This is a genomic window from Prescottella soli, assembly GCF_040024445.1.
GTDB lineage: Bacteria > Actinomycetota > Actinomycetes > Mycobacteriales > Mycobacteriaceae > Prescottella > Prescottella soli.
In genome coordinates, this window is record NZ_CP157276.1 from 4871041 (window position 1) to 4892652 (window position 21612).

Annotated in this window: 19 protein-coding genes; 12 read left to right on the top strand and 7 right to left on the bottom strand. The window is 69.3% G+C overall.

The window, feature by feature from the left end; translation table 11 throughout:
* Positions 1 to 86: 86 nt before the first annotated feature.
* From ABI214_RS22675 to cofC, 3 genes are all read right to left on the bottom strand, one after another.
* Positions 87 to 1016 (bottom strand): bifunctional NUDIX hydrolase/histidine phosphatase family protein, encoded by a 930-nt coding sequence (locus tag ABI214_RS22675; protein ID WP_348611940.1) that lies wholly within the window; start codon positions 1014 to 1016, stop codon positions 87 to 89.
* A 90-nt stretch (positions 1017 to 1106) separates the two neighbouring features.
* Positions 1107 to 3341, bottom strand: a complete 2235-nt coding sequence (locus ABI214_RS22680) for an RNA degradosome polyphosphate kinase (protein WP_348604698.1) — start codon at positions 3339 to 3341, stop codon at positions 1107 to 1109.
* 60 nt (positions 3342 to 3401) lie between these two features.
* Entirely contained in the window at positions 3402 to 4109 is a 708-nt protein-coding gene (gene cofC / locus ABI214_RS22685) for a 2-phospho-L-lactate guanylyltransferase (RefSeq protein WP_348611943.1), read from the bottom strand.
* Between the two features lie 183 nt (positions 4110 to 4292).
* Between cofC and ABI214_RS22690 the strand changes: the two genes are divergently transcribed.
* Positions 4293 to 5291: an NAD(P)H-dependent glycerol-3-phosphate dehydrogenase gene (locus tag ABI214_RS22690; RefSeq protein WP_348604699.1), complete on the top strand. Its 999-nt coding sequence runs from the start codon at positions 4293 to 4295 to the stop codon at positions 5289 to 5291.
* Positions 5292 to 5361: 70 nt separating this feature from the next.
* The gene (locus ABI214_RS22695; RefSeq protein ID WP_348604700.1) at positions 5362 to 6468 is read left to right on the top strand and encodes a D-alanine--D-alanine ligase family protein; all 1107 of its coding nucleotides are present in this window, start codon (positions 5362 to 5364) and stop codon (positions 6466 to 6468) included.
* A 45-nt stretch (positions 6469 to 6513) separates the two neighbouring features.
* Here the strand turns inward: ABI214_RS22695 and ABI214_RS22700 are convergent, their stop codons facing one another.
* Positions 6514 to 7101, bottom strand: a complete 588-nt coding sequence (locus tag ABI214_RS22700; protein WP_348604701.1) for a DUF3515 domain-containing protein — start codon at positions 7099 to 7101, stop codon at positions 6514 to 6516.
* Position 7102: 1 nt separating this feature from the next.
* Complete coding sequence (locus tag ABI214_RS22705; RefSeq protein WP_408586310.1) at positions 7103 to 7351, bottom strand: Lrp/AsnC ligand binding domain-containing protein; 249 nt, start codon at positions 7349 to 7351, stop codon at positions 7103 to 7105.
* Positions 7352 to 7631: 280 nt separating this feature from the next.
* Here ABI214_RS22705 and ABI214_RS22710 point away from each other — a divergent pair, with 280 nt between their 5' ends.
* The 4 genes from ABI214_RS22710 to ABI214_RS22725 are packed head-to-tail and all read left to right on the top strand — an operon-like array spanning position 7632 to position 10571.
* Positions 7632 to 8591 carry a thiamine-phosphate kinase gene (locus tag ABI214_RS22710; RefSeq protein ID WP_408586312.1) on the top strand — a complete coding sequence of 320 codons (960 nt, stop codon included), beginning with the start codon at positions 7632 to 7634 and terminating at the stop codon, positions 8589 to 8591.
* A gap of 9 nt (positions 8592 to 8600) precedes the next feature.
* Positions 8601 to 9122 (top strand): gamma carbonic anhydrase family protein, encoded by a 522-nt coding sequence (locus ABI214_RS22715; RefSeq protein WP_348604702.1) that lies wholly within the window; start codon positions 8601 to 8603, stop codon positions 9120 to 9122.
* Positions 9122 to 9799 carry a uracil-DNA glycosylase gene (locus tag ABI214_RS22720; RefSeq protein WP_348604703.1) on the top strand — a complete coding sequence of 226 codons (678 nt, stop codon included), beginning with the start codon at positions 9122 to 9124 and terminating at the stop codon, positions 9797 to 9799. Before ABI214_RS22715 ends, ABI214_RS22720 begins: the two co-directional genes overlap by 1 nt.
* 28 nt (positions 9800 to 9827) lie before the next feature.
* A complete protein-coding gene (locus ABI214_RS22725; RefSeq protein WP_348604704.1) occupies positions 9828 to 10571 on the top strand; it encodes a hypothetical protein in 744 nt (247 codons plus the stop codon).
* Positions 10572 to 10598: 27 nt separating this feature from the next.
* Here the strand turns inward: ABI214_RS22725 and ABI214_RS22730 are convergent, their stop codons facing one another.
* Positions 10599 to 11393, bottom strand: a complete 795-nt coding sequence (locus ABI214_RS22730; RefSeq protein WP_348604705.1) for an enoyl-CoA hydratase/isomerase family protein — start codon at positions 11391 to 11393, stop codon at positions 10599 to 10601.
* 136 nt (positions 11394 to 11529) lie between these two features.
* The gene (gene rpmB / locus ABI214_RS22735) at positions 11530 to 11721 is read right to left on the bottom strand and encodes a 50S ribosomal protein L28 (RefSeq protein ID WP_137799103.1); all 192 of its coding nucleotides are present in this window, start codon (positions 11719 to 11721) and stop codon (positions 11530 to 11532) included.
* A 312-nt stretch (positions 11722 to 12033) separates the two neighbouring features.
* On the opposite strand from rpmB, the gene ABI214_RS22740 reads away from it, so the two are divergent.
* From ABI214_RS22740 to ABI214_RS22765, 6 genes are all read left to right on the top strand, one after another.
* The gene (locus tag ABI214_RS22740; protein WP_348604706.1) at positions 12034 to 13710 is read left to right on the top strand and encodes a DAK2 domain-containing protein; all 1677 of its coding nucleotides are present in this window, start codon (positions 12034 to 12036) and stop codon (positions 13708 to 13710) included.
* A gap of 22 nt (positions 13711 to 13732) precedes the next feature.
* The gene (gene recG, locus ABI214_RS22745; protein WP_348611952.1) at positions 13733 to 15988 is read left to right on the top strand and encodes an ATP-dependent DNA helicase RecG; all 2256 of its coding nucleotides are present in this window, start codon (positions 13733 to 13735) and stop codon (positions 15986 to 15988) included.
* 187 nt (positions 15989 to 16175) lie between these two features.
* The gene (locus ABI214_RS22750) at positions 16176 to 19583 is read left to right on the top strand and encodes a pyruvate carboxylase (RefSeq protein WP_348604707.1); all 3408 of its coding nucleotides are present in this window, start codon (positions 16176 to 16178) and stop codon (positions 19581 to 19583) included.
* Positions 19584 to 19610: 27 nt separating this feature from the next.
* Positions 19611 to 20177, top strand: coding sequence for a 16S rRNA (guanine(966)-N(2))-methyltransferase RsmD (rsmD, locus tag ABI214_RS22755; RefSeq protein WP_348604708.1), 567 nt, complete (start codon positions 19611 to 19613; stop codon positions 20175 to 20177).
* On the top strand, positions 20174 to 20668 hold the full coding sequence (gene coaD / locus ABI214_RS22760) for a pantetheine-phosphate adenylyltransferase (RefSeq protein WP_348604709.1): 495 nt from the start codon (positions 20174 to 20176) through the stop codon (positions 20666 to 20668). Before rsmD ends, coaD begins: the two co-directional genes overlap by 4 nt.
* 93 nt (positions 20669 to 20761) lie before the next feature.
* Positions 20762 to 21517: a DivIVA domain-containing protein gene (locus ABI214_RS22765; RefSeq protein WP_348604710.1), complete on the top strand. Its 756-nt coding sequence runs from the start codon at positions 20762 to 20764 to the stop codon at positions 21515 to 21517.
* Positions 21518 to 21612: the final 95 nt, after the last annotated feature.

The following is a 21612-nucleotide window of genomic DNA, read 5'->3' on the forward strand; positions in this document are numbered from 1 at the left end:
ACAGCGTCGACGGAACACTCCGTAACTGACTCGGCGGCCACGGGAATTATCCCGTGGCCGCCGAGTTGTGTTGTCCGATCAGCGGATCAATTTGCCTTGCGTACGACCGGAAGTGGACTGTCGATATGGTCGGCGGCGACGAGTCGTCCTCCGGACAGAGACAGAACCCACATACTCGCCTTGCGGTTTCGTGCCGGCGGCAACTGGATACCGTCGCGCTCGGCCCACCATTGCATCAGGTCGGGAATGACGCCGCCCTGACTGCAGATCACCTGGACGCCGCCCATCGCCGCGATCTTGCGTGCGCGGGCCCGTGCGCCTGCCGGATCGGCCGCGTAGCCCTCCTCCGACAGCAGCGGTTCGAGTCTGATCGGGACGCCGAGTTCCGCAGCGAGGGGCTCGACCGTCTGGACGCACCGCGCGCGATCCGCCGAGCAGATTTCGCTGGCTCCGAACGCCCGCAGTTGTGCCACAAGCGCTTTCGCCTGAACCTGCCCCTTCGCGTCGAGGGGGCGCACAGTGTCGTCGCCGGTGTAGTTCTTGCTGCTGCCTGCCTTGGCGTGCCGGACCAGCAGTACCGTCGTCGTGTCGGGCGGGAGCGCCGCGAACCGCCTCAGGATCATTCGATCCATCGGGTAGGACAGTTGTTCGGCGACAAGGTCGGGCGCGAGCCATCGCAGTTCGTCGACCTCGTCGTTGGGCGTGAACTCGCCGGATGCCGCCTCGGCCGCCCAGTATTCGACCCGTTTCAGTTTGCGGTGCCCCGGTATCGGATATGTCACACCTGACAGGTACCGACCCAATTGGGCGTTGATCCCGGTTTCTTCGTGGATCTCGCGGATGGCCGCAACAATCGACGTTTCACCGGGATCGAGCTTTCCTTTGGGAAATGACCAGTCGTCATACCGCGGACGGTGAATGAGAGCGATTTCGATCTCATACGGATTCGAAGGAGACTTCCGCCACAGGACCGCACCCGCCGCGAAGATATTTGCTTTGACCGGTTTGTCGGTTATCGGTCTGTCGGGCTGCGGCTTTTCAGGGCTCAACGGCTTGTTCCTTCCATCGACCACGGGTTCGCGGTGCTCGGCAGGGCAGGGTGTCGGTCAGGAGGTGACGTACCGACGGCGGCGCATCATCTCCTCCTGGTGCTCACGGACCTTCTCGCCGCGGGCCGGCGACGCCTGCCAACTACTGTCGGCCTGGAGGACCCAGCAGCGCGTGGTCGGATCGAGCGCGGATTCGAAGATCTCGTCGAGCTGACGGGTCAGGCGCGGATCCTTGACCTGCGCCATCACTTCGACGCGCCGATCGAGGTTGCGGTGCATCATGTCCGCGCTGCCGATCCAGAACTCGTTCGCCGCGCGGAAGTGCATGATCCGGGAGTGCTCGAGGAACCGGCCGAGGATGGACCGGACCTCGATGTTCTCGCTCAGACCCGGAACGCCCGGCTTGAGGGCGCAGATGCCGCGGACGACCACCTGGACCGGGACGCCGGCCCGAGACGCCCGATACAGCGCGTCGATCACCTGCTCGTCGACGAGTGCGTTGGCCTTGAGTCGGATCCCGGCTTCGTGTCCGGCCTTCCTGTGCTCGATCTCGGCCTCGATGCGGGCGATGATTCCGGCGCGTACGCCGTACGGCGCGACGAGCAGGTTGCGGTACTGGGATTTCCGCGAGTATCCGGTGAGCGAGTTGAACAGATCGGTCAGGTCGGCGCCGATCTCGGGCGCGGCCGTCAGCAGGCCGACGTCTTCGTAGAGTCGCGCGGTCTTGGGGTTGTAGTTGCCGGTCCCGATGTGGCAGTAGCGGCGGATCGTGGAGCCCTCACGGCGCACCACGAGACAGGTCTTGCAGTGGGTCTTCAGGCCGACGAGGCCGTAGACGACGTGGACGCCCGCCTGTTCGAGCTTGCGTGCCCACTTGATGTTGGCCTGTTCGTCGAACCGCGCCTTGATCTCGACGAGCGCGACCACCTGCTTGCCGGCCTCGGCGGCAGCGACGAGCGCGTTGACGATCGGCGAGTCACCGGACGTCCGGTACAGGGTCTGCTTGATCGCGAGCACCTGCGGGTCGGCGGCGGCCTGCTCGATGAACCGCTGCACGCTCGTCGAGAACGAGTCGTACGGATGCTGGACGAGGACGTCGCCGTCGCGCAACGTCGAGAACACGCTCTTGGGCGTCTCCCGTTCACCGAACGCGGGGTGGGTCGCGGGTACGAACGGCGCGTCCTTGAGGTTCGGCCGGTCCACTCCGTAGACCTGCCAGAGCGACGAAAGATCAAGTAGCCCAGGAACTTGGATGACGTCACCGGGATCGACGTCCAGCTCCCGCAACAGCAGTTCGAGCATGTGCTCGGTCATGTCGTCCGCCACTTCGAGCCGGACGGGGGACCCGAAGCGGCGTCGGGCGAGTTCGCGTTCGAGTGCCTGGAGGAGGTCCTCGTCCCGATCCTCCTCGACCTCGAAATCGGCGTTGCGGGTGATCCGGAAGGCGTGGTGTTCCACGACTTCCATCCCGGGGAAGAGGACGTCGAGATGCGCGGCGATGAGGTCCTCGGTCGGCAGGAACGCGGGGATCGCACTCGCGGGATCGCCGGTGCGAGTGACGCGTACGAACCGGTCGACGTTGTCCGGCACCTTCACGCGGGCGAAGTGTTCGCCCCCGGTGGTCGCGTCCTTCACCGTCACGGCGAGGTTCAGACTCAGCCCGCTGATATAGGGGAACGGGTGGGCGGGATCGACGGCGAGCGGTGTCAGGACCGGGAAGACCTGCTCGTGGAAGTAGTTCGACAGACGACGACGTTCCTCGGTGTCGAGGTCGGGCCAACCGATGATCGAGATTCCCTCCGCGGCGAGCGCGGGACGCACCGAGTCGAGGAAGACCCGGGCGTGCTTGTACGAGATCTCCTGGGTGCGGGATCCGATCAGCGCCAACTGCTCACGAGGCGAGAGCCCGTCGGCGGAGCGGACGGACAGCCCGGTTTCGTCGCGACGCTTGAGGCCCGCCACCCGGACCATGTAGAACTCGTCGAGATTGGATGCGAAGATCGCGAGGAACTTCGCGCGCTCGAGCAGTGGCAGCGAGGTGTCCTCGGCCAGGGCGAGCACGCGCGAGTTGAAGTCGAGCCAACTGAGTTCGCGGTTCAGGTAACGGGCGACGGGCAGCCCGACGTCCTCCGTCCCGGTCGGGGGCGGGGTCGCCGCCGGCGGTGCGGTGGGGATGCTCGGCGAGTGGCCTCCGTCGGGACCGCTCGCCGGTACCTTCCGGTCGGTCCCGGCGCGGTTGCCCTGGGATCGGTCGGATTCTGTGCGTCGCTCGAGTGCTCTCCCGTTGCTCACACTCCGATCATCCCTCGAGAAATGCAGGCACGACAATCGATCACGGGCAGTTCACGGCAACTAGGGACGACGGTCACCCGATGTACACGCGATGCGGTCGAGCACCGCGCGAGTCCTGGGCCCGACCCCGAGGCGTGCGGCGGCGGTGAGATCCGCGACGGTGTCCACGTCCTGGCGCAGACCCGGCCAGCCGCCGTCGAGCGCCTGCGCACCGGAGGCGATGTGGCGGGCGGCCGAATTCGAACCGAACCGTGGATCGAGGGTGGTTCCGGGCCCGCACGCGAACAGTGCCGCGGTGCCGGTGCCCGTGTGGTCCACGACGATTGCGCGCCCGACCCGCCGCGCGGCCGTGAGCGCATCGAGCAGTTCGGCGGCACGCAGGGCGGGCAGGTCCGCCTGCAGCGCGACGAGATCGGTCTCGTCGGGGCGAGACTCCAGTCCGGTCTCGGCGGCGACGAGCGCTGCATTGAGCCCCGACGTGTCGGTGTGCGATCGGGCCGGGTCCGGCCAGTGCCGGACGCCGTATTCGTCGGCGATCGCGGCCACCGCCGGATCGGGTGTGACGACGGTGATCCCCGAGTGCGGATCGGTCCCGATCCCGGCGCCGAGGAGGGTGGCCAGCGTGTCGTGGAGCATCGCCGCGACCAGATCGGTGCGGTCGGCGACGGAGAGGGATTCGGCGAGCCGCGACTTCGCCAGGCGGAGTTCCTTGACCGCGATCAGGACATGGGTGTGCACCGCCCGCTCCGATCGGTGCTGCGCCTCCATGGCCTCCATGCGCGCAATCTTGCCAGTCGCCTCGTGGTGGGCTCGCGACCGGCGACCGGACCGCCCGGGGGAGATATCGTGTTGTCGAGCAATCAGCGGAGTTCAGCGGAGCGAGCAGGTCGGCGGCGGAACGGTGTGGGCAGTGAACGACACGAGTGGTGAGCGCGGATCGGAGGGGACGGCGTGAGCAAGGCCGCGGTGTTGGGGGCGGGTTCGTGGGGGACCGCGTTTGCGAAGGTGCTCGCGGACGCGGGTACGGATGTCACGTTGTGGGCCAGGCGCAGTGAGGTGGCGGACGCCGTCGTCGCGCGGCACGAGAACCCCGACTATCTGCCCGGCGTCGTGTTGCCGTCCACGGTGTCGGCGACGGCCGACCACGAGGAGGCGCTCGCCGGAGCCGACCTGGTGGTGCTGGCGGTGCCATCGCAGTCGTTGCGCGGCAACCTCGAGCGCTGGGCCGGGGCCATCGGTCCGGACGCGACGCTCCTGAGCCTCGCCAAGGGCATCGAGAGCGTGACGCTGTTGCGGATGAGCGAGGTGATCTCTCGGGTCGCCTCGGTCGACCCGTCGCGGGTCGCGGTGCTGTCCGGGCCGAACCTCGCCCGTGAGATCGCGCTGGAGCAGCCAGCCGCCACCGTCGTGGCGTGCACCGACGAGGCGCGCGCCATGGCGATTCAGAAGTCTTGTGCAACAGGGTATTTCCGCCCCTACACCAACACCGACGTGATCGGGTGCGAGGTCGGCGGCGCGTGCAAGAACGTCATCGCGCTGGCGTGCGGAATGGCGTCGGGGATCGGCCTGGGCGAGAACACGGTCGCCAGCCTCATCACACGCGGTCTCGCCGAGATCATCCGACTCGGTGTCGCGCTCGGCGCGAACGCGGCGACGCTGGCGGGACTCGCCGGTGTCGGCGATCTGGTCGCGACGTGCACGTCACCGCTCTCGCGGAACCGTTCTTTCGGTGAACGGCTCGGTCTCGGCGACTCACTCGAGAGCGCACAGGCGGCCACACACGGGCAGGTCGCCGAGGGGGTCAAGTCGTGCTCGTCGGTCCGGGCGCTCGCGGCCGCGCACGGCGTCGAGATGCCGATCACCGAAGCCGTTCACCAGGTGTGCCACGAGGGCCTGGCGGTCCAGGATGCGGTCGGAATGTTACTCGGCCGACGAGTCAAGCCCGAGTAATGCCCGGAGCCGCGATCGGGCTGCTCGGTCGGTTCGGTGTGTCGGTGCTCTCGACGGTACGGTTTGGGGCGTGAACAATCCGCGTACCAGGGTCGCCGTCATCTTCGGTGGCCGTAGCAACGAGCATTCTGTGTCCTGTGTGTCCGCCGGCAGCGTCCTGAGGAACCTCGACCCGGAGCGCTACGAGGTGGTACCGATCGGGATCACGACGGACGGGTCCTGGGTCCTGGGATCGACCGACCCGGCCACGCTGGCCATCCGCGACCGGTCCATGCCGACCGTCGACGCGGACGGCACGTCGCTGGCTCTCACCGCGGACCCCACCCGCTCGGGTGCGTTGGTCGCGCTCGACAAGACGCGTGCGGGGGAGATTCTCGCGTCGGTGGACGTCGTGTTCCCGGTCCTGCACGGCGCGTACGGCGAGGACGGCACCATTCAGGGCCTCCTCGAACTCGCCGGCATCCCGTACGTCGGCCCCGGCGTGCTGGCGAGCGCCGCGGGCATGGACAAGGAGTTCACCAAGAAGCTCCTCGCGGCCGAGGGTCTTCCGATCGGCTTCCAGGTCGTGTTGCGGCCGGGTACCGCGACGCTCACCGACATGCAGAAGGAGCGCCTCGGACTGCCGGTGTTCGTCAAGCCCGCGCGCGGCGGATCGTCGATCGGCATCACGCGCGTCGCGGACTGGGACCAGTTCGACGACGCGGTGGCCCACGCCCGGAAGCACGACCCCAAGGTGATCGTCGAATCCGGCATCGTGGGACGCGAGGTCGAGTGCGGTGTCCTCGAGTTCCCGGACGGCGACGTGCGGGCGAGCGTGGTGGCCGAGATCCGCATGCCCGATACCGACGGCGACGAGTCCGCGTTCTACGACTTCGACACCAAGTACCTCGACGACGTCTGCGAGTTCGACGTCCCGGCCAAGCTCGACGACGACATCAGCGAGCAGATCCGCGAACTCGCCGTCCGGGCATTCCGGGCGCTCGACTGCCAGGGTCTGGCGCGGGTCGACTTCTTCGTCACCGCAGAGGGTCCGGTGATCAACGAGATCAATACGATGCCCGGATTCACGTCGATCTCGATGTACCCGCGCATGTGGCAGGCGGTCGGCGTCGAATACGCGGACCTGGTCTCGACGCTCGTCGACACCGCGCTCGCCCGGGGCACCGGGCTTCGCTGACACAGTCCCGCGGGACCGGGCTCCGGTGGAACCGGAGCCCGGGACTCACGGATTGGGGACGGGTGCCGGATCGAGGGGCTGCTGCGGCAGCGCCTGAGTGACTGCGGCCGACGCGTCCTGCAGGGGTGTAGGACCCGACCCGTTCGGCACGGTCAGTGCGACGTACACGCCGCGGTCGACGGTGTACCACGTGCTGGCCTCAATGCCCTGCGCGGCACCGGAGATCTCGAACCACTGCACGCCGTCGACCACGGAGAGCGGCGACGCCTGGTTGAACTCCGGCGGCCGGGGCAACCCGCACCGCATGACGACGGGGTCGCCCTCCGTCGGCTGCCAGGCGGCGGTGGCCTCGGGAGCCGGATCCCGGAGTTCGGCGCGGGTGTAGTCACCGAGGTTCTCGGGCAGATTCCCCATGAGTTCGGTGCACTCGGCGGACTGCGCGGCTGGGGCCTCCACCGGGCCGAGGCCCACGGACTCCTTCGCCGGCGTCCGGTTCGCGATGGCGGCGGCGGCGATGACACCGACCACCAGCGCCACCGGGAGCGCGACGGCCGTGGCGATCAGCGCCGGGTGGCGCCTCTCCGCGGGGTGTTCTTCGGTCTGTTCGGCTGTGGCGTGTTCGGGTTCGGACATCTCAGTTCTCGGTCGGTGCGGCCGGCGCCGCGATCTGGCAGGTCAGGATCCGGGTGATGCCCTGAACCTTCTTCATGTCGTCGACGACGTCGGACAGACTCGATTCGACGGGTGCGCCCACTCGGGCGATCACGTCGTACGGTCCCAACACGTCCTCGGCCGAGTCGACACCCGCTATCCGGGAGAGTGTCGCCGCGACCGCGGCGGCCTTACCGACCTCTGTCTGGATCAGTACGAAAGCCTGCACCACGGGTCCATCCCTTCCCGTCGTCGTGCGCCGTCATCTCGGTAGAGTCTCGAAAGTCCCCGGGGACTCCCCGCGACACGCCTGCCGGCGTCCCGCACCGGGATGCCCGGCCGCAAACTAAAAGGTACCGCAGTCGCGGCACCCCAACGTGTGACCTGGGCCGCCCGCGGGGACGATCAGCCGAAACGGCCACGACTTCGAAACTGGGAGGGCGACCATCGACACGCCACGACCGAAGCAGGACGACGCCGATCGCACCGTCGCGGAACTCGGCGAGTTCGCGGTGATCGGACGGGCCGTCGCGGGCCGCACCCAGCCGGCGACGACACTCCTCGGGCCCGGCGACGACGCCGCGGTGGTGCGCGCACCGGACGGGCGCGTCGCGGTGTCGGCCGACATGCTCGTCGAGGGCCGACACTTTCGTCTGGACTGGTCGACGCCCGAGCAGGTCGGGCGAAAGGCCGTGGCGCAGAACGGCGCGGACATCGCCGCGATGGGGGCCCGGCCGACCGCTTTCCTCGTGTCCTTGGGCTGCCCGCCCGACACCCCGGTGGCCGTCGCGGCCGGGATCTCCGAGGGCATCGGGCTCGCCGCGGAGGCGATCGGGGCCGGTGTCGTCGGCGGAGACCTGGTGCAGTCCGACCGGGTGGTGGTGTCGGTGACGGTGCTGGGCGACCTCGAGGGCCGGGCTCCGGTGCTTCGGTCGGGTGCGCGCGCCGGCGACGTCGTCGCGGTCGCGGGCAGGCTCGGGCGTTCGGCCGCCGGGCTCGCGCTGCTCTCGGCCGGACTCACCGGCGCCGACCGGGCGTCCGATGAGTCGGTCGCCGCGCTGCTCGACGCCCACCGCGTGCCTACCCCGCCGTACCGCGCCGGCGTCGAGGCGGCCACGGCGGGTGCGCGGGCCATGACGGACATCTCGGACGGCCTCGTCGCCGACCTGGGTCACATCGCGGACGCCTCGAACGTGCGGATCCGGCTCGACCGCAGCCGGATCGGACTCGACCCGGCGCTCGCGGCCGTGGCAGAGCGGGTGGGCGCGGACCCGTGGGAGTGGATCCTGGCCGGTGGTGAGGACCACGCCCTGGCCGCGACCTTCGCGTCGGACGCGGACCTGCCCGACGGGTGGGCGGTCATCGGGGACGTCGTGCCTGGGGACGACGAGACTGCGGAGGGCTCGGCTGTGCTTGTCGACGGACGGGACTGGACGGCCTCCGGCGGTTGGCAGAGCTTCGACGCGGGATAGGTTGCAGGCATGGCTATCTATGCACTCGGTGATCGCGAACCGGACATCGCTCCGGACGCCTACGTCCACCCCGACGCCGTCGTCATCGGCGCCGTCACGCTGGGGCCGGGCGCCTCGATCTGGCCGCAGGCGGTCCTGCGTGGTGACTACGGCACCATCAGCGTCGGTGCCGGCACCAACATCCAGGACGGCACGATCGTCCACTGCACGTCGGTCGACGCCACGATCATCGGCGCCGGGTGCGTGGTCGGCCACAACGCGCACATCGAGGGCGCGACGATCGGCGACAACTGCCTCATCGCGTCCGGGTCGGTCGTGCTCAACGGGTCCGTCGTCGGCGCGGGTTCGGTCGTCGGCGCGGGCGCGGTGGTCCCGTTCAAGTTGGAGGTCCCACCGCGCAGCATGGCGCTCGGTGTGCCGGCGAAGGTCCGTGAGGGCTACGAGGTTCCGGAGGGACACCTCGACCTGAACGTCAAGCTGTACCAGGCGAACGCCGCGTACTACCGCGACTCGCTGCGCAGGCTCGACTGATGGCGGCCACACCTCTCGCCGACCTGATCGATCCCGGGTGGGCGAAGGCGCTGGCGCCCGTCGAGGGCCGGATCACCGAGATGGGCGACTTCCTGCGGGCCGAGATCGCGGCCGGGCGTCAGTACCTGCCGGCCGGCGACAACGTCCTGCGTGCGTTCACGCATCCGTTCGAGGACGTGCGGGTGCTCATCGTCGGACAGGATCCCTACCCGACGCCGGGTCACGCTGTGGGCCTGAGCTTCTCGGTGGCCCCCGACGTCCGGCCGGTGCCGCGGAGTCTGAACAACATCTTCACCGAGTACAGCCAGGACCTCGGGTACCCGACACCATCGAACGGTGATCTGACGCCCTGGACCGAGAGTGGTGTGCTGCTGCTCAACAGGGTGCTCACCGTCGCGCCCGGTGATGCCGGATCGCACCGCCGCAAGGGTTGGGAAGCGGTGACGGAGCAGGCGATTCGCGCGCTCGTCGAACGGGGGACCCCGATGGTGGCGATCCTGTGGGGGCGTGACGCGGCGACGCTCAAGCCGATGCTCGGCGATGTTCCGACGGTCGAGTCGGCGCACCCGTCGCCGTTGTCGGCGTCGCGCGGCTTCTTCGGGTCGCGGCCGTTCAGTCGCGCGAACACGCTGCTCGCGGAACTCGGTGCGGATCAGGTGGATTGGCGTCTGCCCTGACGTTCGGTTCGTTGTTAGAGTGCCGATCATGAGCACACCTGCCGAATCCGTCCGCGTCCTCGACACCGATGACGGGCAAGTCCTCGAGATCGGCAGGCTGTCGCGCCCGGTTCCCCGCCGGTTCCGGGTCGCGACGGTCACCCACGAGGCGAACCGAGTGCACCTGCACTCCGACGACGGCAGGGTGCTCGTCGCGTCACCGGGGCAGTTGTCCGTCGTCCCGTACCTCGTGCCTGCCGAGGACAATCCGCACTACGAGGAACAGGACGAGCGGGCCTTCCTCGATGCTCCGAACCTTCCGGCCGCCGATGTCGAGGTGTCGGGTCCGGACGTGCCGCTGAGCGATCCGGTGTTGGGTGTTGAGATCGTCGTGCGAGTGCCGTCGGTGATGGGCTACACGGCCGAGGTTCCGGAGGCCGGCACGTTCGGCGGTCGGTCCGTCGGGGTGCTGTTCGACGGCGTGAGCCGCGCGCGGATCGAAGAGTTGCTACCGGTGGTGCGTGACATCCTGGCGGATCTGCCGGCGGTCCACGATGCGGCCGTCGGCTACCTGTGGGAGTGGGGGCGCGACGAAGACGACACCGACGACGACCGTGCACGGTTCGTCGCCGGGTTCGGCGTGGAGGCCGTCACCGTCTACCACTCGGGGGACTTCGGGATCGATCTGTCCGACGACGAGGGACTGTTCGAGCAGGCCTTCATGGACGGCTATGGGCCGAAGGTGCACTGCCGTGCGGACCGGACCCCGGTGGCCGTGACCGTGGAGTGTTGACGGCCGACCGGGGTCCGCGCCTCTGATCTATCCGTTGCGGACCGACGAGAAGTCGGGGCGGCGCTTCTCGACGAACGCGTCGACGCCCTCACGGCCGGTCGGGCCGTCGGCGGCCGCGGAGATCGACGCGGTCTCGGCGTCGAGCTGCTCCGACAGCGTGTTGGTTCGGCTGCTCACGAACAGCTTCTTGATGCCCGCGTACGATGCGGTCGGGCCGGCGGCGAGCGTGCGCGCGACGCGCAGCGCCTCGTCCTGCACCTGATCGTCCTCGACGAGGCGGCTCAGCAGACCCAGACGCACGGCCTCCTCGCCGCCCACGACGGCGTCGGTGAGGAGGATCTCACGGGCGCGGGATGCGCCGACGACGCGCGGCAGCGTCCACGACATGCCGCCGTCCGGCGTGAAACCGATCGACGGGTAGGCGGGACGCAGCTTCGTGGAGGTGCCGCCGATCGCGATGTCGGCGAGGCACACGATGCTCATGCCGGCGCCCGCCGCCCAGCCGTGGACGGCGGCGACCACGGGAACCGGGGTCGCGTCGAGGGCGCGGACGAACTCGTGGAACCCGGTGGCGACCTCGCCGACGTACTCGCCGCGGCGCTCGGCGGACGCGAAGGCCCGTACGTTGCCGCCGGCGCAGAAGTTCGCTCCGTCGCCGACCAGCAGTACGGCTCCTACGTCGCTGGGGAGTTCGCGCAGTGCGGCGATGGCCTGGGTGATTCCGTCGATGTGGAGAGAGGTTCCGTTCGCGGCGGTGGACACGGCCACGCGCAGAACGCCGTCCTCGATCCGGACATAGCTGGGTGCATCGGTTGCAGTCACGTGAGCACAGTAACTGTCCGCATCGAGTGGATCGGAACTTCGGTCCCATCCACCGCGACGGGCCGGGCCCAGAAACGACCGAACCCCCGACACCAGTGGTGTCGGGGGTTCGGTGAGAACTGTCCGAGGGGCTGTATCAGCCGCGGACCACCTTGCCAGCCTTCAGGCAAGAGGTGCAGACGTTCAGCTTCTTGGTGTTGCCCGGGGCAACTTCAGCGCGAACGGTCTGGATGTTCGGGTTCCAGCGACGGTTGGTACGCCGGTGCGAGTGCGAGACCGACTTACCGAAGCCGGGGCCCTTGGCGCAAACGTCGCAGACGGCAGCCATAGTCGCGAACTCCTTGTGATAGTCAAACATTGTCTTGTATGCGCCTTCGAACACGCGCAGCAGAGCCACTCGTGCAGGGCAACCCGACTAGGGTAACCGCTTCCGCCTGGATTGGCCAAATCACCGATCCGGCGACGGAAATGGGCTCCTCGGAGCGCACCGAAGGACTCGAACCAGCTTACCTTCCGGCCGCGGTGCGGGAACGGCGGGCTGTCCGGACGTCCCGCTAGGCTTGCCTGGCCGGGATCGGCGGACCTCTCCGAGGTTCCGGCCCGGTGGTCGTGCGAGGTCGGCGCAGGAGAGGACAGGCGAGTGCTCGAGGTCCCGGAAACGGTGGACGGCCAGGCGCTGCACCGGTGGGCTCTCGCGTGCGTCACCAGCCTCGAGGAGCACTGCGAAGAGATCAACGACCTCAACGTCTTTCCTGTGCCGGACGCCGATACCGGCACGAATCTGCTCGCGACCATGCGGTCAGCGGTCCGGGCGGTGGGGTCCGCCGTCGAGCGTGAGGCGTCCTTCCCGGCTTCCGAGGTCGTCCGCGCACTCGCGCGCGGCGCGGTGTCGGGCGCCCGCGGAAACTCGGGGGCGATCCTGTCCCAGGTCCTGCGCGGGTTCGCCCGCGGTATCGCCGAATCCGCGGACACCGACATCCTGCACGCCGCCACCTTCCGGTCGGCGTTGCGGCACGCGTCGGATCTGGCGCTCGAGGCGGTGAGCGTCCCGATGGAGGGAACCATCGTCACGGTGCTCGCGGCCGCCGCCGACGCCGCCGACACGAGCGCGCCGGGCACGTCGCTGGTGGACCTGGTGCAGGTGGCGGCCGACGCGGCATCCGCCGCGCTGTTGCGAACGCCGTCGCAGCTCGACGTGCTCGGGGCGGCCGGGGTGGTCGATGCGGGCGGACGCGGGCTGGTCGTGATCCTCGACGCCCTGGTCGGGGTCGTCACCGGTCGTGTCCCCGAGCGGGCGCCGGTTCCGGCGACCCGCGAGCAATCCGCAGCGGAAGCGGGCGATGGGTGCGCGGCGCCGCACACCGTCCACGAGGTGCCCGGTCAGGACTACGAGGTGATGTATCTCGTCGCGGACAGCGACGACACCCGCATCGCATCGCTGCGGGCGCACCTGTGCGACCTGGGCGACTCGGTCGTCATCGTCAGCGACGGCGGCCACGCCGACGACGCCGACCACTCCTCCGTTACCTGGTCGGTCCACGTGCACTGCGCGGACGCGGGCGCCGCGGTCGAGGCCGGTCTCGCCGCCGGGCGGCTCTCGGACGTGCGGATCACCTGTTTCGTGCTCGACGCGGCGCGGACCGCGGCAGTCACCGGCGGCGGCCTGCGGGCGGTCGTGTCGGTGGTCGAGGGGGAAGGGGCGGCCGAACTGTTCGCGCAGGAGGGGGCGCACGTGCTGCGCTCCGACGGCGCGATCACCCCGGACCAGTTGCTCGCTGCGATCCGCGGCACCGGCCGACGCGAGGTGATGGTGCTGCCCAACGGCGCCCTGCCCGCGCAGGATCTGGTCGCGGTCGGCGCGCAGGCCCGCGCCGACGACCGCGAGGTGGTGTTCCTGCCCAGTTCGTCGACGGTGCAGGCGCTGTCTGCGATCGCGGTGCACGACGCTGACCGGATCGCGGTGGACGACGCGTTCTCGATGTCGGAGGCCGCCGCCGCGACCCGGTGGGGATCGCTGCGGATCGCCGACGAGCGCGCACTCACGTATGTGGGTACCTGCGAACCGGGGGACGGGCTGGGCCTGGTCGGCCACGAGGTCGTGGTGATCGAACGGGACGTCGCCGCGGCGGGCTGCCGACTCGTGGACCTCGTGTTGGGGTCCGGCGGTGAGTTGGTGACGATCCTGCTCGGCGCGAAGGCCACGGACGATCTGGGGGAGCGGGTGTCCTCGTACATCTCGTCGCGGCACCCGGGTGTCGAGGTGATGGTCTACCGGGGCGGGCAGAGTCGTGACCTGCTGCAGTTCGGGGTCGAGTAGGAGACGGAGGATGGCGACGAGGATGGCGACGCTGAGTGATCGCCTCGACCACCTGTTGGGGGCGAAGACGGCCGACGCGCTGGTCGACGCTTTCGACATTCACACGGTCGAGGACCTGCTGCGGCACTATCCGCACCGCTATGCGGCGCAGGGCCGGGAGCTGACCGAGAAGGAGCCCGAGGAGGGCTCGCACATCACGATCATCGCGCGGGTGGTCAAGGCCGACGTGGTGAACATGAAGAGTCGTCGAGGGCAGATGCTCAAGGTGGTGCTGGCCGCCGAGTCGCAGAGCGTCGACGTCACGTTCTTCAATCCACACAAGGTCAAGCACGCGGTCCGCAAGGGCGTCCGGGCGATGTTCTCGGGCACGGTCAAGTACTTCCGCGGGAAGTGGAGCCTGACGCACCCGAGTTATCTGATCCTGCCGGAGCCGGCCGAGGGGGAGGACCCGGTCGTCTCGATGGCGCATGTGCAGGGCGCGGGCGCTCTCGCCGGAATGGCCCGGGCCACCCAGGATTCGGCCGCCGGGGTGGACATGTCGATCTTCGATCGCGAGCTGATCCCGCTGTATCCGGCGACCCGCGAGGTCGAGAGCTGGACCCTGCTGCGGTGCGTCCGGCAGGTGCTCGACCAACTCGATGTCGTCGACGACCCGCTGCCGCGCGAGGTGCGCGACGAGCACGGCCTGATCGGTCTGGACGAGGCGCTGCGCCTGGTGCATCTCCCCGACACCCGGGACGACATCGGCCGGGCACAGGAACGACTGCGTTTCGACGAGGCCGCTGCACTGCAGTTGGTGCTCGCGCAGCGCCGACGGGACATCGCGGTGCGGGTGGCGCCGCAGTGCCCGCCGAAGCCGGACGGCATCGCCGCCGCATTCGACGAAATGCTGCCGTTCGAGCTCACCGACGGGCAGAAGGAGGTGGCCGAAGAGATCTCGAGTGATCTCTCCCGGCCGCACCCGATGAACCGGCTGCTGCAGGGCGAGGTGGGCTCGGGCAAGACGATCGTGGCGCTGCGCGCGATGCTGCAGGCAATCGACGCCGGGTACCAGTGCGCGCTGCTGGCGCCCACGGAAGTGCTTGCGGCGCAGCATGCCCGGTCGTTGCGGGAAATGCTGGGTCCGCTCGGGACGGCCGGCGAGCTCGGGGCAGCGGATCCGGCGACCCGGGTAACGCTGCTGACGGGATCGATGTCGACGAAGGCTCGGCGGGCCGCGCTGCTCGACATCGTCACGGGCGACGCGGGCATCGTGATCGGCACGCACGCGCTCATCCAGGACAACGTGGAGTTCTTCGACCTCGGTTTCGTGGTGGTCGACGAGCAGCACCGGTTCGGCGTCGAGCAGCGTGACCAGCTGCGCTCGCGGGCGCGCGACGGGCTCAGCCCGCACGTGCTCGTCATGACCGCCACCCCGATCCCGCGCACGATCGCGATGACGGTGCTGGGCGACCTGGAGACGTCGACGCTGCGGCAGCTGCCGCAGGGGCGGGCGCCGATCGTGAGCAAGGTCGTCGCGGCCCGGCAGACCCCGCAGTGGGTGGCGCGGGCGTGGGAGCGGATCCGCGAGGAGGTCGCGGCCGGTCGGCAGGCGTACGTGGTGTGTTCGCGGATCGGCGACGGCGACAGCGATGCCGAGCTGATCAAGGCCGGCAAGGAGCCGCCGGAGACGAAATCCGCGGTCGACCTGTTCGACGAGCTGCGCGCGGGTCCGATGCACGATCTGCGGCTCGGGCTGCTGCACGGCCGGCTGCCGTCCGACGAGAAGGACGCGGTGATGCGCGACTTCACGGCCGGGGCGATCGACGTCGTGGTGTGCACCACGGTGGTCGAGGTGGGTGTCAACGTCCCGAACGCGACCGTCATGGTGCTCGTCGACGCGGACCGCTTCGGCGTGAGTCAGCTCCATCAGCTGCGCGGGCGTGTGGGGCGCGGCAGCCATCAGGGGCTGTGCATCCTGATCACGGACATGATGCCGGGGTCGACGGCGTTCGAGCGCCTCACCGCGGTCGCGGGCACCAACGACGGCTTCGAGCTCGCCCAGCTCGATCTGCGGCAGCGGCGCGAGGGCGACGTCCTCGGCTCGGCGCAGTCGGGCAGCGCCACGACCCTCCGGTTGCTGTCGCTGCTCGAGCACGAGGACGTGATCGCGGCGGCGCAGGAGTTCGCTCGCGGCGTCACCGACGCCGACCCGGACCTGACCGAGCACCCGGGACTCGCGGCGATGGTGGCGTCGGCACTCGACTCCGAGCGGATCGAGTTCCTGGAGAAGTCCTAGCGCCTGATCCGACGCCCCGGCACCGGGTCGATTCCCGTTCGTACGGTCTGTGCAGGGCACTTCTTCCCCGGTTTGCAAACTTGCCAATTTCGCATGTCAGAGGCCCTGTTTGTGAAGCTTGCGAAGTGTTCCGCATCGTGGGACGGTCCTGTCACGACGGTGCGCGCGGCAAGGTACTTTGCTTCCCATGTTCACCAAAGTTCTCGTCGCCAACCGCGGCGAAATCGCGATCCGCGCGTTCCGTGCCGCCTACGAACTGGGCGCCGGAACGGTTGCGGTGTTCCCGTACGAAGACCGCAACTCGGTGCACCGGTTGAAGGCCGACGAGTCCTACCAGATCGGTGAGGTCGGTCATCCGGTCCGCGCGTACTTGTCGGTCGACGAGATCGTCACGGCCGCCGAGCGTGCCGGGGCGGATGCGATCTACCCCGGTTACGGGTTCCTGTCCGAGAACCCCGATCTCGCGGCGGCGTGCGAGGCGAAGGGCATCACGTTCGTCGGGCCGTCGGCCGAGGTCCTCGAGCTGACCGGGAACAAGGCGCGCGCGATCGCGGCCGCGAAGGCGGCGGGGCTGCCGGTGCTGGCGTCGTCGCAGCCGTCCGCGGACGTCGACGAACTGCTCGCCGCCGCTGAGGACATGGAGTTCCCCGTCTTCGTCAAGGCCGTCGCCGGTGGTGGCGGTCGCGGCATGCGCCGGGTCGCCGAGCGCGGCCAGTTGCGGGAGTCGATCGAGGCGGCGTCGCGCGAGGCGGAGTCGGCGTTCGGTGATCCGACGGTGTTCCTCGAGCAGGCCGTGGTCGATCCGCGGCACATCGAGGTGCAGATCCTCGCCGACGGCGAGGGCAACGTGATCCACCTGTTCGAGCGGGACTGCTCGGTCCAGCGCCGGCACCAGAAGGTGATCGAGCTCGCGCCGGCCCCGAATCTGGATCCGGCGCTGCGGGATCGGATCTGCGCCGACGCGGTGGCGTTCGCGAAGCAGATCGGTTACCGGTGCGCGGGCACGGTCGAGTTCCTCCTCGACACCCGCGGCAACCACGTGTTCATCGAGATGAACCCGCGGATCCAGGTGGAGCACACGGTGACCGAGGAGATCACCGACGTCGACCTGGTGCAGGCGCAGCTGCGGATCGCGTCGGGCGAGACCCTCGCCGACCTCGGCCTGTCGCAGGACGCGATCACGATCCGCGGCGCCGCGCTGCAGTGCCGCATCACCACCGAGGATCCGGCGAACGGGTTCCGTCCCGACACAGGCCGGATCACCGCGTACCGCACCCCGGGCGGCGCGGGCGTCCGGTTGGACGGCGGCGCGAACCTGGGCGCCGAGGTCGGTGCCCACTTCGACTCGATGCTCGTCAAGCTCACCTGCCGCGGCCGCGATCTCGAGGCCGCCGTCGCCCGCGCCCGCCGCGCGGTGACCGAGTTCCGCATCCGCGGTGTCGCGACGAACATTCCGTTCCTGCAGGCGGTTCTGGACGACCCGGACTTCCGTGCGGGACGCGTGACGACGTCGTTCATCGAGCAGCGTCCCGAGCTGTTGACGCTGCGCAGCTCGGCCGACCGCGGAACCAAGATCCTCAACTACCTCGCGGACGTGACGGTCAACAAGCCGCACGGCGACCGGCCGACCGCGGTGTACCCGCACGACAAGCTGCCGAAGATCGACCTGTCCGTGGCCCCGCCGAAGGGGTCGCGCGACCGACTCCTCGAACTGGGACCGGACGGCTTCGCGAAGGCGCTGCGTGAGCAGAAGGCGCTCGCGGTCACCGACACGACGTTCCGCGACGCGCACCAGTCGCTGCTGGCCACCCGCGTGCGTACGTCCGGACTGCTCGACGTCGCCGGCCACGTCGCCCGGATGACGCCCGAACTGCTCTCGATCGAGGCGTGGGGCGGCGCGACCTACGACGTGGCACTGCGGTTCCTGCACGAGGATCCGTGGTACCGCCTGGCGGCTCTGCGTGAGGCCGTGCCGAACATCAACCTGCAGATGCTGCTGCGCGGACGCAACACCGTCGGCTACACCCCGTACCCGGAGAAGGTGACCCGCGCCTTCGTGGAGGAGGCCGCGGCCACCGGCATCGACATCTTCCGGATCTTCGACGCCCTCAACAACGTCGACCAGATGCGCCCCGCGATCGAGGCTGTCCGCGAGACCGGCACCACGATCGCCGAGGTCGCGATGTCCTACACCGGTGACCTGGCGAATCCGAACGAGAGCCTCTACACGCTCGACTACTACCTGCGTCTGGCGGAGGAGATCGTCGAGGCCGGTGCCCACGTCCTCGCGATCAAGGACATGGCGGGCCTGCTGAGGGCTCCCGCCGCCGCGAAACTCGTGACGGCGCTGCGCAGCAACTTCGACCTGCCCGTGCACGTGCACACCCACGACACCCCCGGCGGGCAGCTCGCCACCTACCTCGCCGCCTGGCACGCGGGCGCCGACGCCGTCGACGGCGCCGCGGCTCCGCTGGCCGGCACGACGAGTCAGCCGGCCCTGTCGGCCATCGTCGCCGCCGCAGCGCACAGCGAGTTCGACACCGGCATCGACCTGCAGGCGGTGTGCGACCTCGAGCCCTACTGGGAGGCACTGCGAAAGGTGTACGCGCCGTTCGAGTCAGGGCTCCCCGCCCCGACCGGACGCGTCTACACCCACGAGATCCCCGGCGGCCAGCTGTCGAACCTGCGCCAGCAGGCCATCGCCCTCGGCCTCGGCGACCGCTTCGAGGAGGTCGAGGCCAAGTACGCCGCCGCCGACCGCATGCTCGGACGCCTCGTCAAGGTGACGCCGTCGTCGAAGGTCGTCGGTGATCTCGCGCTGCACATGGTCGGCTCGGACGTCGCCGCTGACGAGTTCGCTGCCGACCCGGCGAAGTTCGACATCCCCGACTCCGTCGTCGGTTTCCTGCGCGGCGAGCTCGGCGAGCCCGCCGGCGGATGGCCGGAACCGTTCCGGACCAAGGCGCTCGAAGGCCGCGGCCCAGCCAAGCCGGAGAACCCGCTCACGCCGGAAGACGAGAAGGGTCTGTCGGGTTCGGCGAAGGAGCGCCAGGCGACGCTCAACCGTCTCCTGTTCCCCGGTCCGACAAAGGAATTCGGGGAGCATCGCGACAAGTACGGGGACACGTCGCAGCTGTCGGCCAACCAGTTCTTCTACGGCCTGCGGCGCGGCGAGGAGCATCGGGTCAAGCTCGGCAAGGGCGTCGAACTCCTGATCGGTCTCGAGGCCATCTCCGAGCCCGACGAGCGCGGCTACCGCACGGTGATGTGCATCCTCAACGGCCAGTTGCGCCCGGTGTCGGTGCGGGACCGCTCGATCGCGAGCGAGGTGCCGGTCGCGGAGAAGGCCGACAAGAACAACCCCGGCCACATCGCCGCGCCGTTCGCGGGCGCGGTCACGCTCGTCGTGACCGAGGGCCAGCAGGTTTCGGCCGGCGACACGGTCGCGACGATCGAGGCCATGAAGATGGAGGCGGCGATCACGGCACCGCGCAGCGGTATCGTCTCGCGCGTTGCCATCGCCGGCGCTTCGCAGGTCGAAGGCGGCGATCTCCTCGCCGTCGTGTCGACGCGGGAGACCACCGGCAACGAGTGAGAACCAGCGAGTGACAGGACTTACAGCGTGACAAGAATCGTCGCCGGCCGTGCCGGAGGCAGGCGTTTGAAGGTGCCCGCGAGCGGGACCCGACCGACGTCCGACCGAGTCCGTGAGGCCCTGTTCAGCTCGCTCGACAGCCGCATCGACCTCGAGGGCGCCGCAGTGCTCGACCTGTACGCAGGTTCCGGCGCCCTCGGGCTCGAAGCACTGTCCCGTGGCGCCGAGCACGTGCTGCTCGTCGAATCCGACGCCAAGGCCGCCGCCGTCATCAAGCAGAACGTGACGGCGGTCGGCCTGCCCGGGGCGAGCGTGCGTACGGCCCCCGTCGCGGCCGTCGTGGGCGGCGCCGCCGAACGCGAATTCGATGTGGTGCTGGCCGATCCGCCGTACGCGGTCACCGAGGAATCGGTGACCGCGGCGCTGACCGCGCTCCTGGCGAACGGCTGGGTGGGGGAGGGCTCGGTCGTGGTGGTGGAGCGGTCGTCGCGCTCGCCCGAGACCACGTGGCCCGAGGGCATGCGGGCCGAGCGGGTCAAGCGCTACGGCGAGACCAGAATCGAGCTCGCCACCTGCTACGGTCTGGACTCATGACTGGCGCCGTCTGCCCCGGATCCTTCGACCCCGTGACCAATGGTCATCTCGACGTGATCGGACGCGCTGCGGCGCTGTTCGACGAGGTCGTCGTCACCGTGATGATCAACAAGAACAAGCGCGGTCTGTTCACTGTCGACGAGCGCATCGAGATGCTCGAGGACGCCACCAGCCACCTGCCCAACGTGCGGGTCGCGGCCTGGCACGGGCTGCTCGTGGATTACGCGAAGTCGCAAGGGATCACGGCGATCGTCAAGGGTCTGCGCGGCGCCAACGACTTCGACTACGAGCTGCAGATGGCGCAGATGAACCAGAAGCTCTCGGGTGTCGACACCCTCTTCATTCCCACCAACCCCACGTACAGCTTCCTGTCCAGTTCGCTGGTCAAGGAGGTCGCGACGTTCGGCGGCGACGTCGCGGACATGGTGCCGGAGAAGGTCCATGCTCGGCTGACGGTGCGTCTCGCCGAGCGGGCCGCAGAGAACGCCTGAGCCGACACACCGGCCGCCGCGACGGCTCGGCTGCGGTGGCTGGGGCAGACTGGACGCCAGCACCGATTTGGCAACTGACGATTGGGGTTGTGCGTGTACCGGGTATTCGAGGCACTCGACGAGCTAGTGGCGATCGTCGAGGAGGCACGTGGGGTTCCGATGACTGCCGGGTGCGTCGTTCCGCGCGGCGACGTCCTCGAGCTTCTCGACGATGTGCGGGACGCGATTCCGGGTGAGCTGGACGACGCGCAGGACGTGCTGGACCACCGCGACAAGCTGGTGGGCGACGCGCGTCAGAACGCGGAGCAGACGGTCTCGCGCGCGAATGCCGAGGCGCACGAGACGATCACCGACTCGCGGGAGAACGCCGACCGCATCCTCGCCGAAGCCAAGGCGCACGCCGACCGCATGGTGGCCGAGGCGCGCTCGCATGCCGAGCAGTTGGTTCACGACGCCCGCGCGGAAGCGGACGCGACCGTCGCGGAGGGGCAGCGGGAGTACGACGCGGTGACGTCGCGCGCTCGCTCGGAGTCGGACCGGATGATCGAGTCGGGCAAGGCGTCGTACGAGCGATCCGTCGCGGACGGTGTCGCGGAGCAGGAGCGGCTCGTCTCGCAGGCCGAGGTCGTCCAGGCCGCGCACGCGGAGTCGGCGCGGGTCGTCGACGCTGCGCACGCCGAATCGGATCGTCTACGCTCCGAGTGCGACCTGTACGTCGACACCAAGCTCGCGGAGTTCGAGGAGTTCCTGAACGGCACCATCCGATCGGTGGGCCGGGGCCGTCAGCAGTTGCGGACGGGCACCGGGGTTCCGGACTACGACGCCGGCTACGGCGAACGTCGGCGGTAGACTGCGCGCCAGTCGCTTCCGATTTCCATCAGGGCCTCTCCATCGCGTACCGTGGAGTGGTTGCCCGTTCCATGTCTTTCTGAAAGAGAACACCT

Bases quoted from the DNA above. Each gene is read 5' to 3' on its own strand.
- ABI214_RS22725 (WP_348604704.1), top strand. From the start codon at position 9,828: ATGAGCACACCTGCCGAATCCGTCCGCGTCCTCGACACCGATGACGGG.
- coaD (WP_348604709.1), top strand. From the start codon at position 20,174: ATGACTGGCGCCGTCTGCCCCGGATCCTTCGACCCCGTGACCAATGGT.
- rpmB (WP_137799103.1), bottom strand. From the start codon at position 11,721: ATGGCTGCCGTCTGCGACGTTTGCGCCAAGGGCCCCGGCTTCGGTAAG.
- cofC (WP_348611943.1), bottom strand. From the start codon at position 4,109: ATGGAGGCGCAGCACCGATCGGAGCGGGCGGTGCACACCCATGTCCTG.
- recG (WP_348611952.1), top strand. From the start codon at position 13,733: ATGGCGACGCTGAGTGATCGCCTCGACCACCTGTTGGGGGCGAAGACG.
- ABI214_RS22700 (WP_348604701.1), bottom strand. From the start codon at position 7,101: ATGTCCGAACCCGAACACGCCACAGCCGAACAGACCGAAGAACACCCC.
- ABI214_RS22715 (WP_348604702.1), top strand. From the start codon at position 8,601: ATGGCTATCTATGCACTCGGTGATCGCGAACCGGACATCGCTCCGGAC.
- ABI214_RS22750 (WP_348604707.1), top strand. From the start codon at position 16,176: ATGTTCACCAAAGTTCTCGTCGCCAACCGCGGCGAAATCGCGATCCGC.
- ABI214_RS22720 (WP_348604703.1), top strand. From the start codon at position 9,122: ATGGCGGCCACACCTCTCGCCGACCTGATCGATCCCGGGTGGGCGAAG.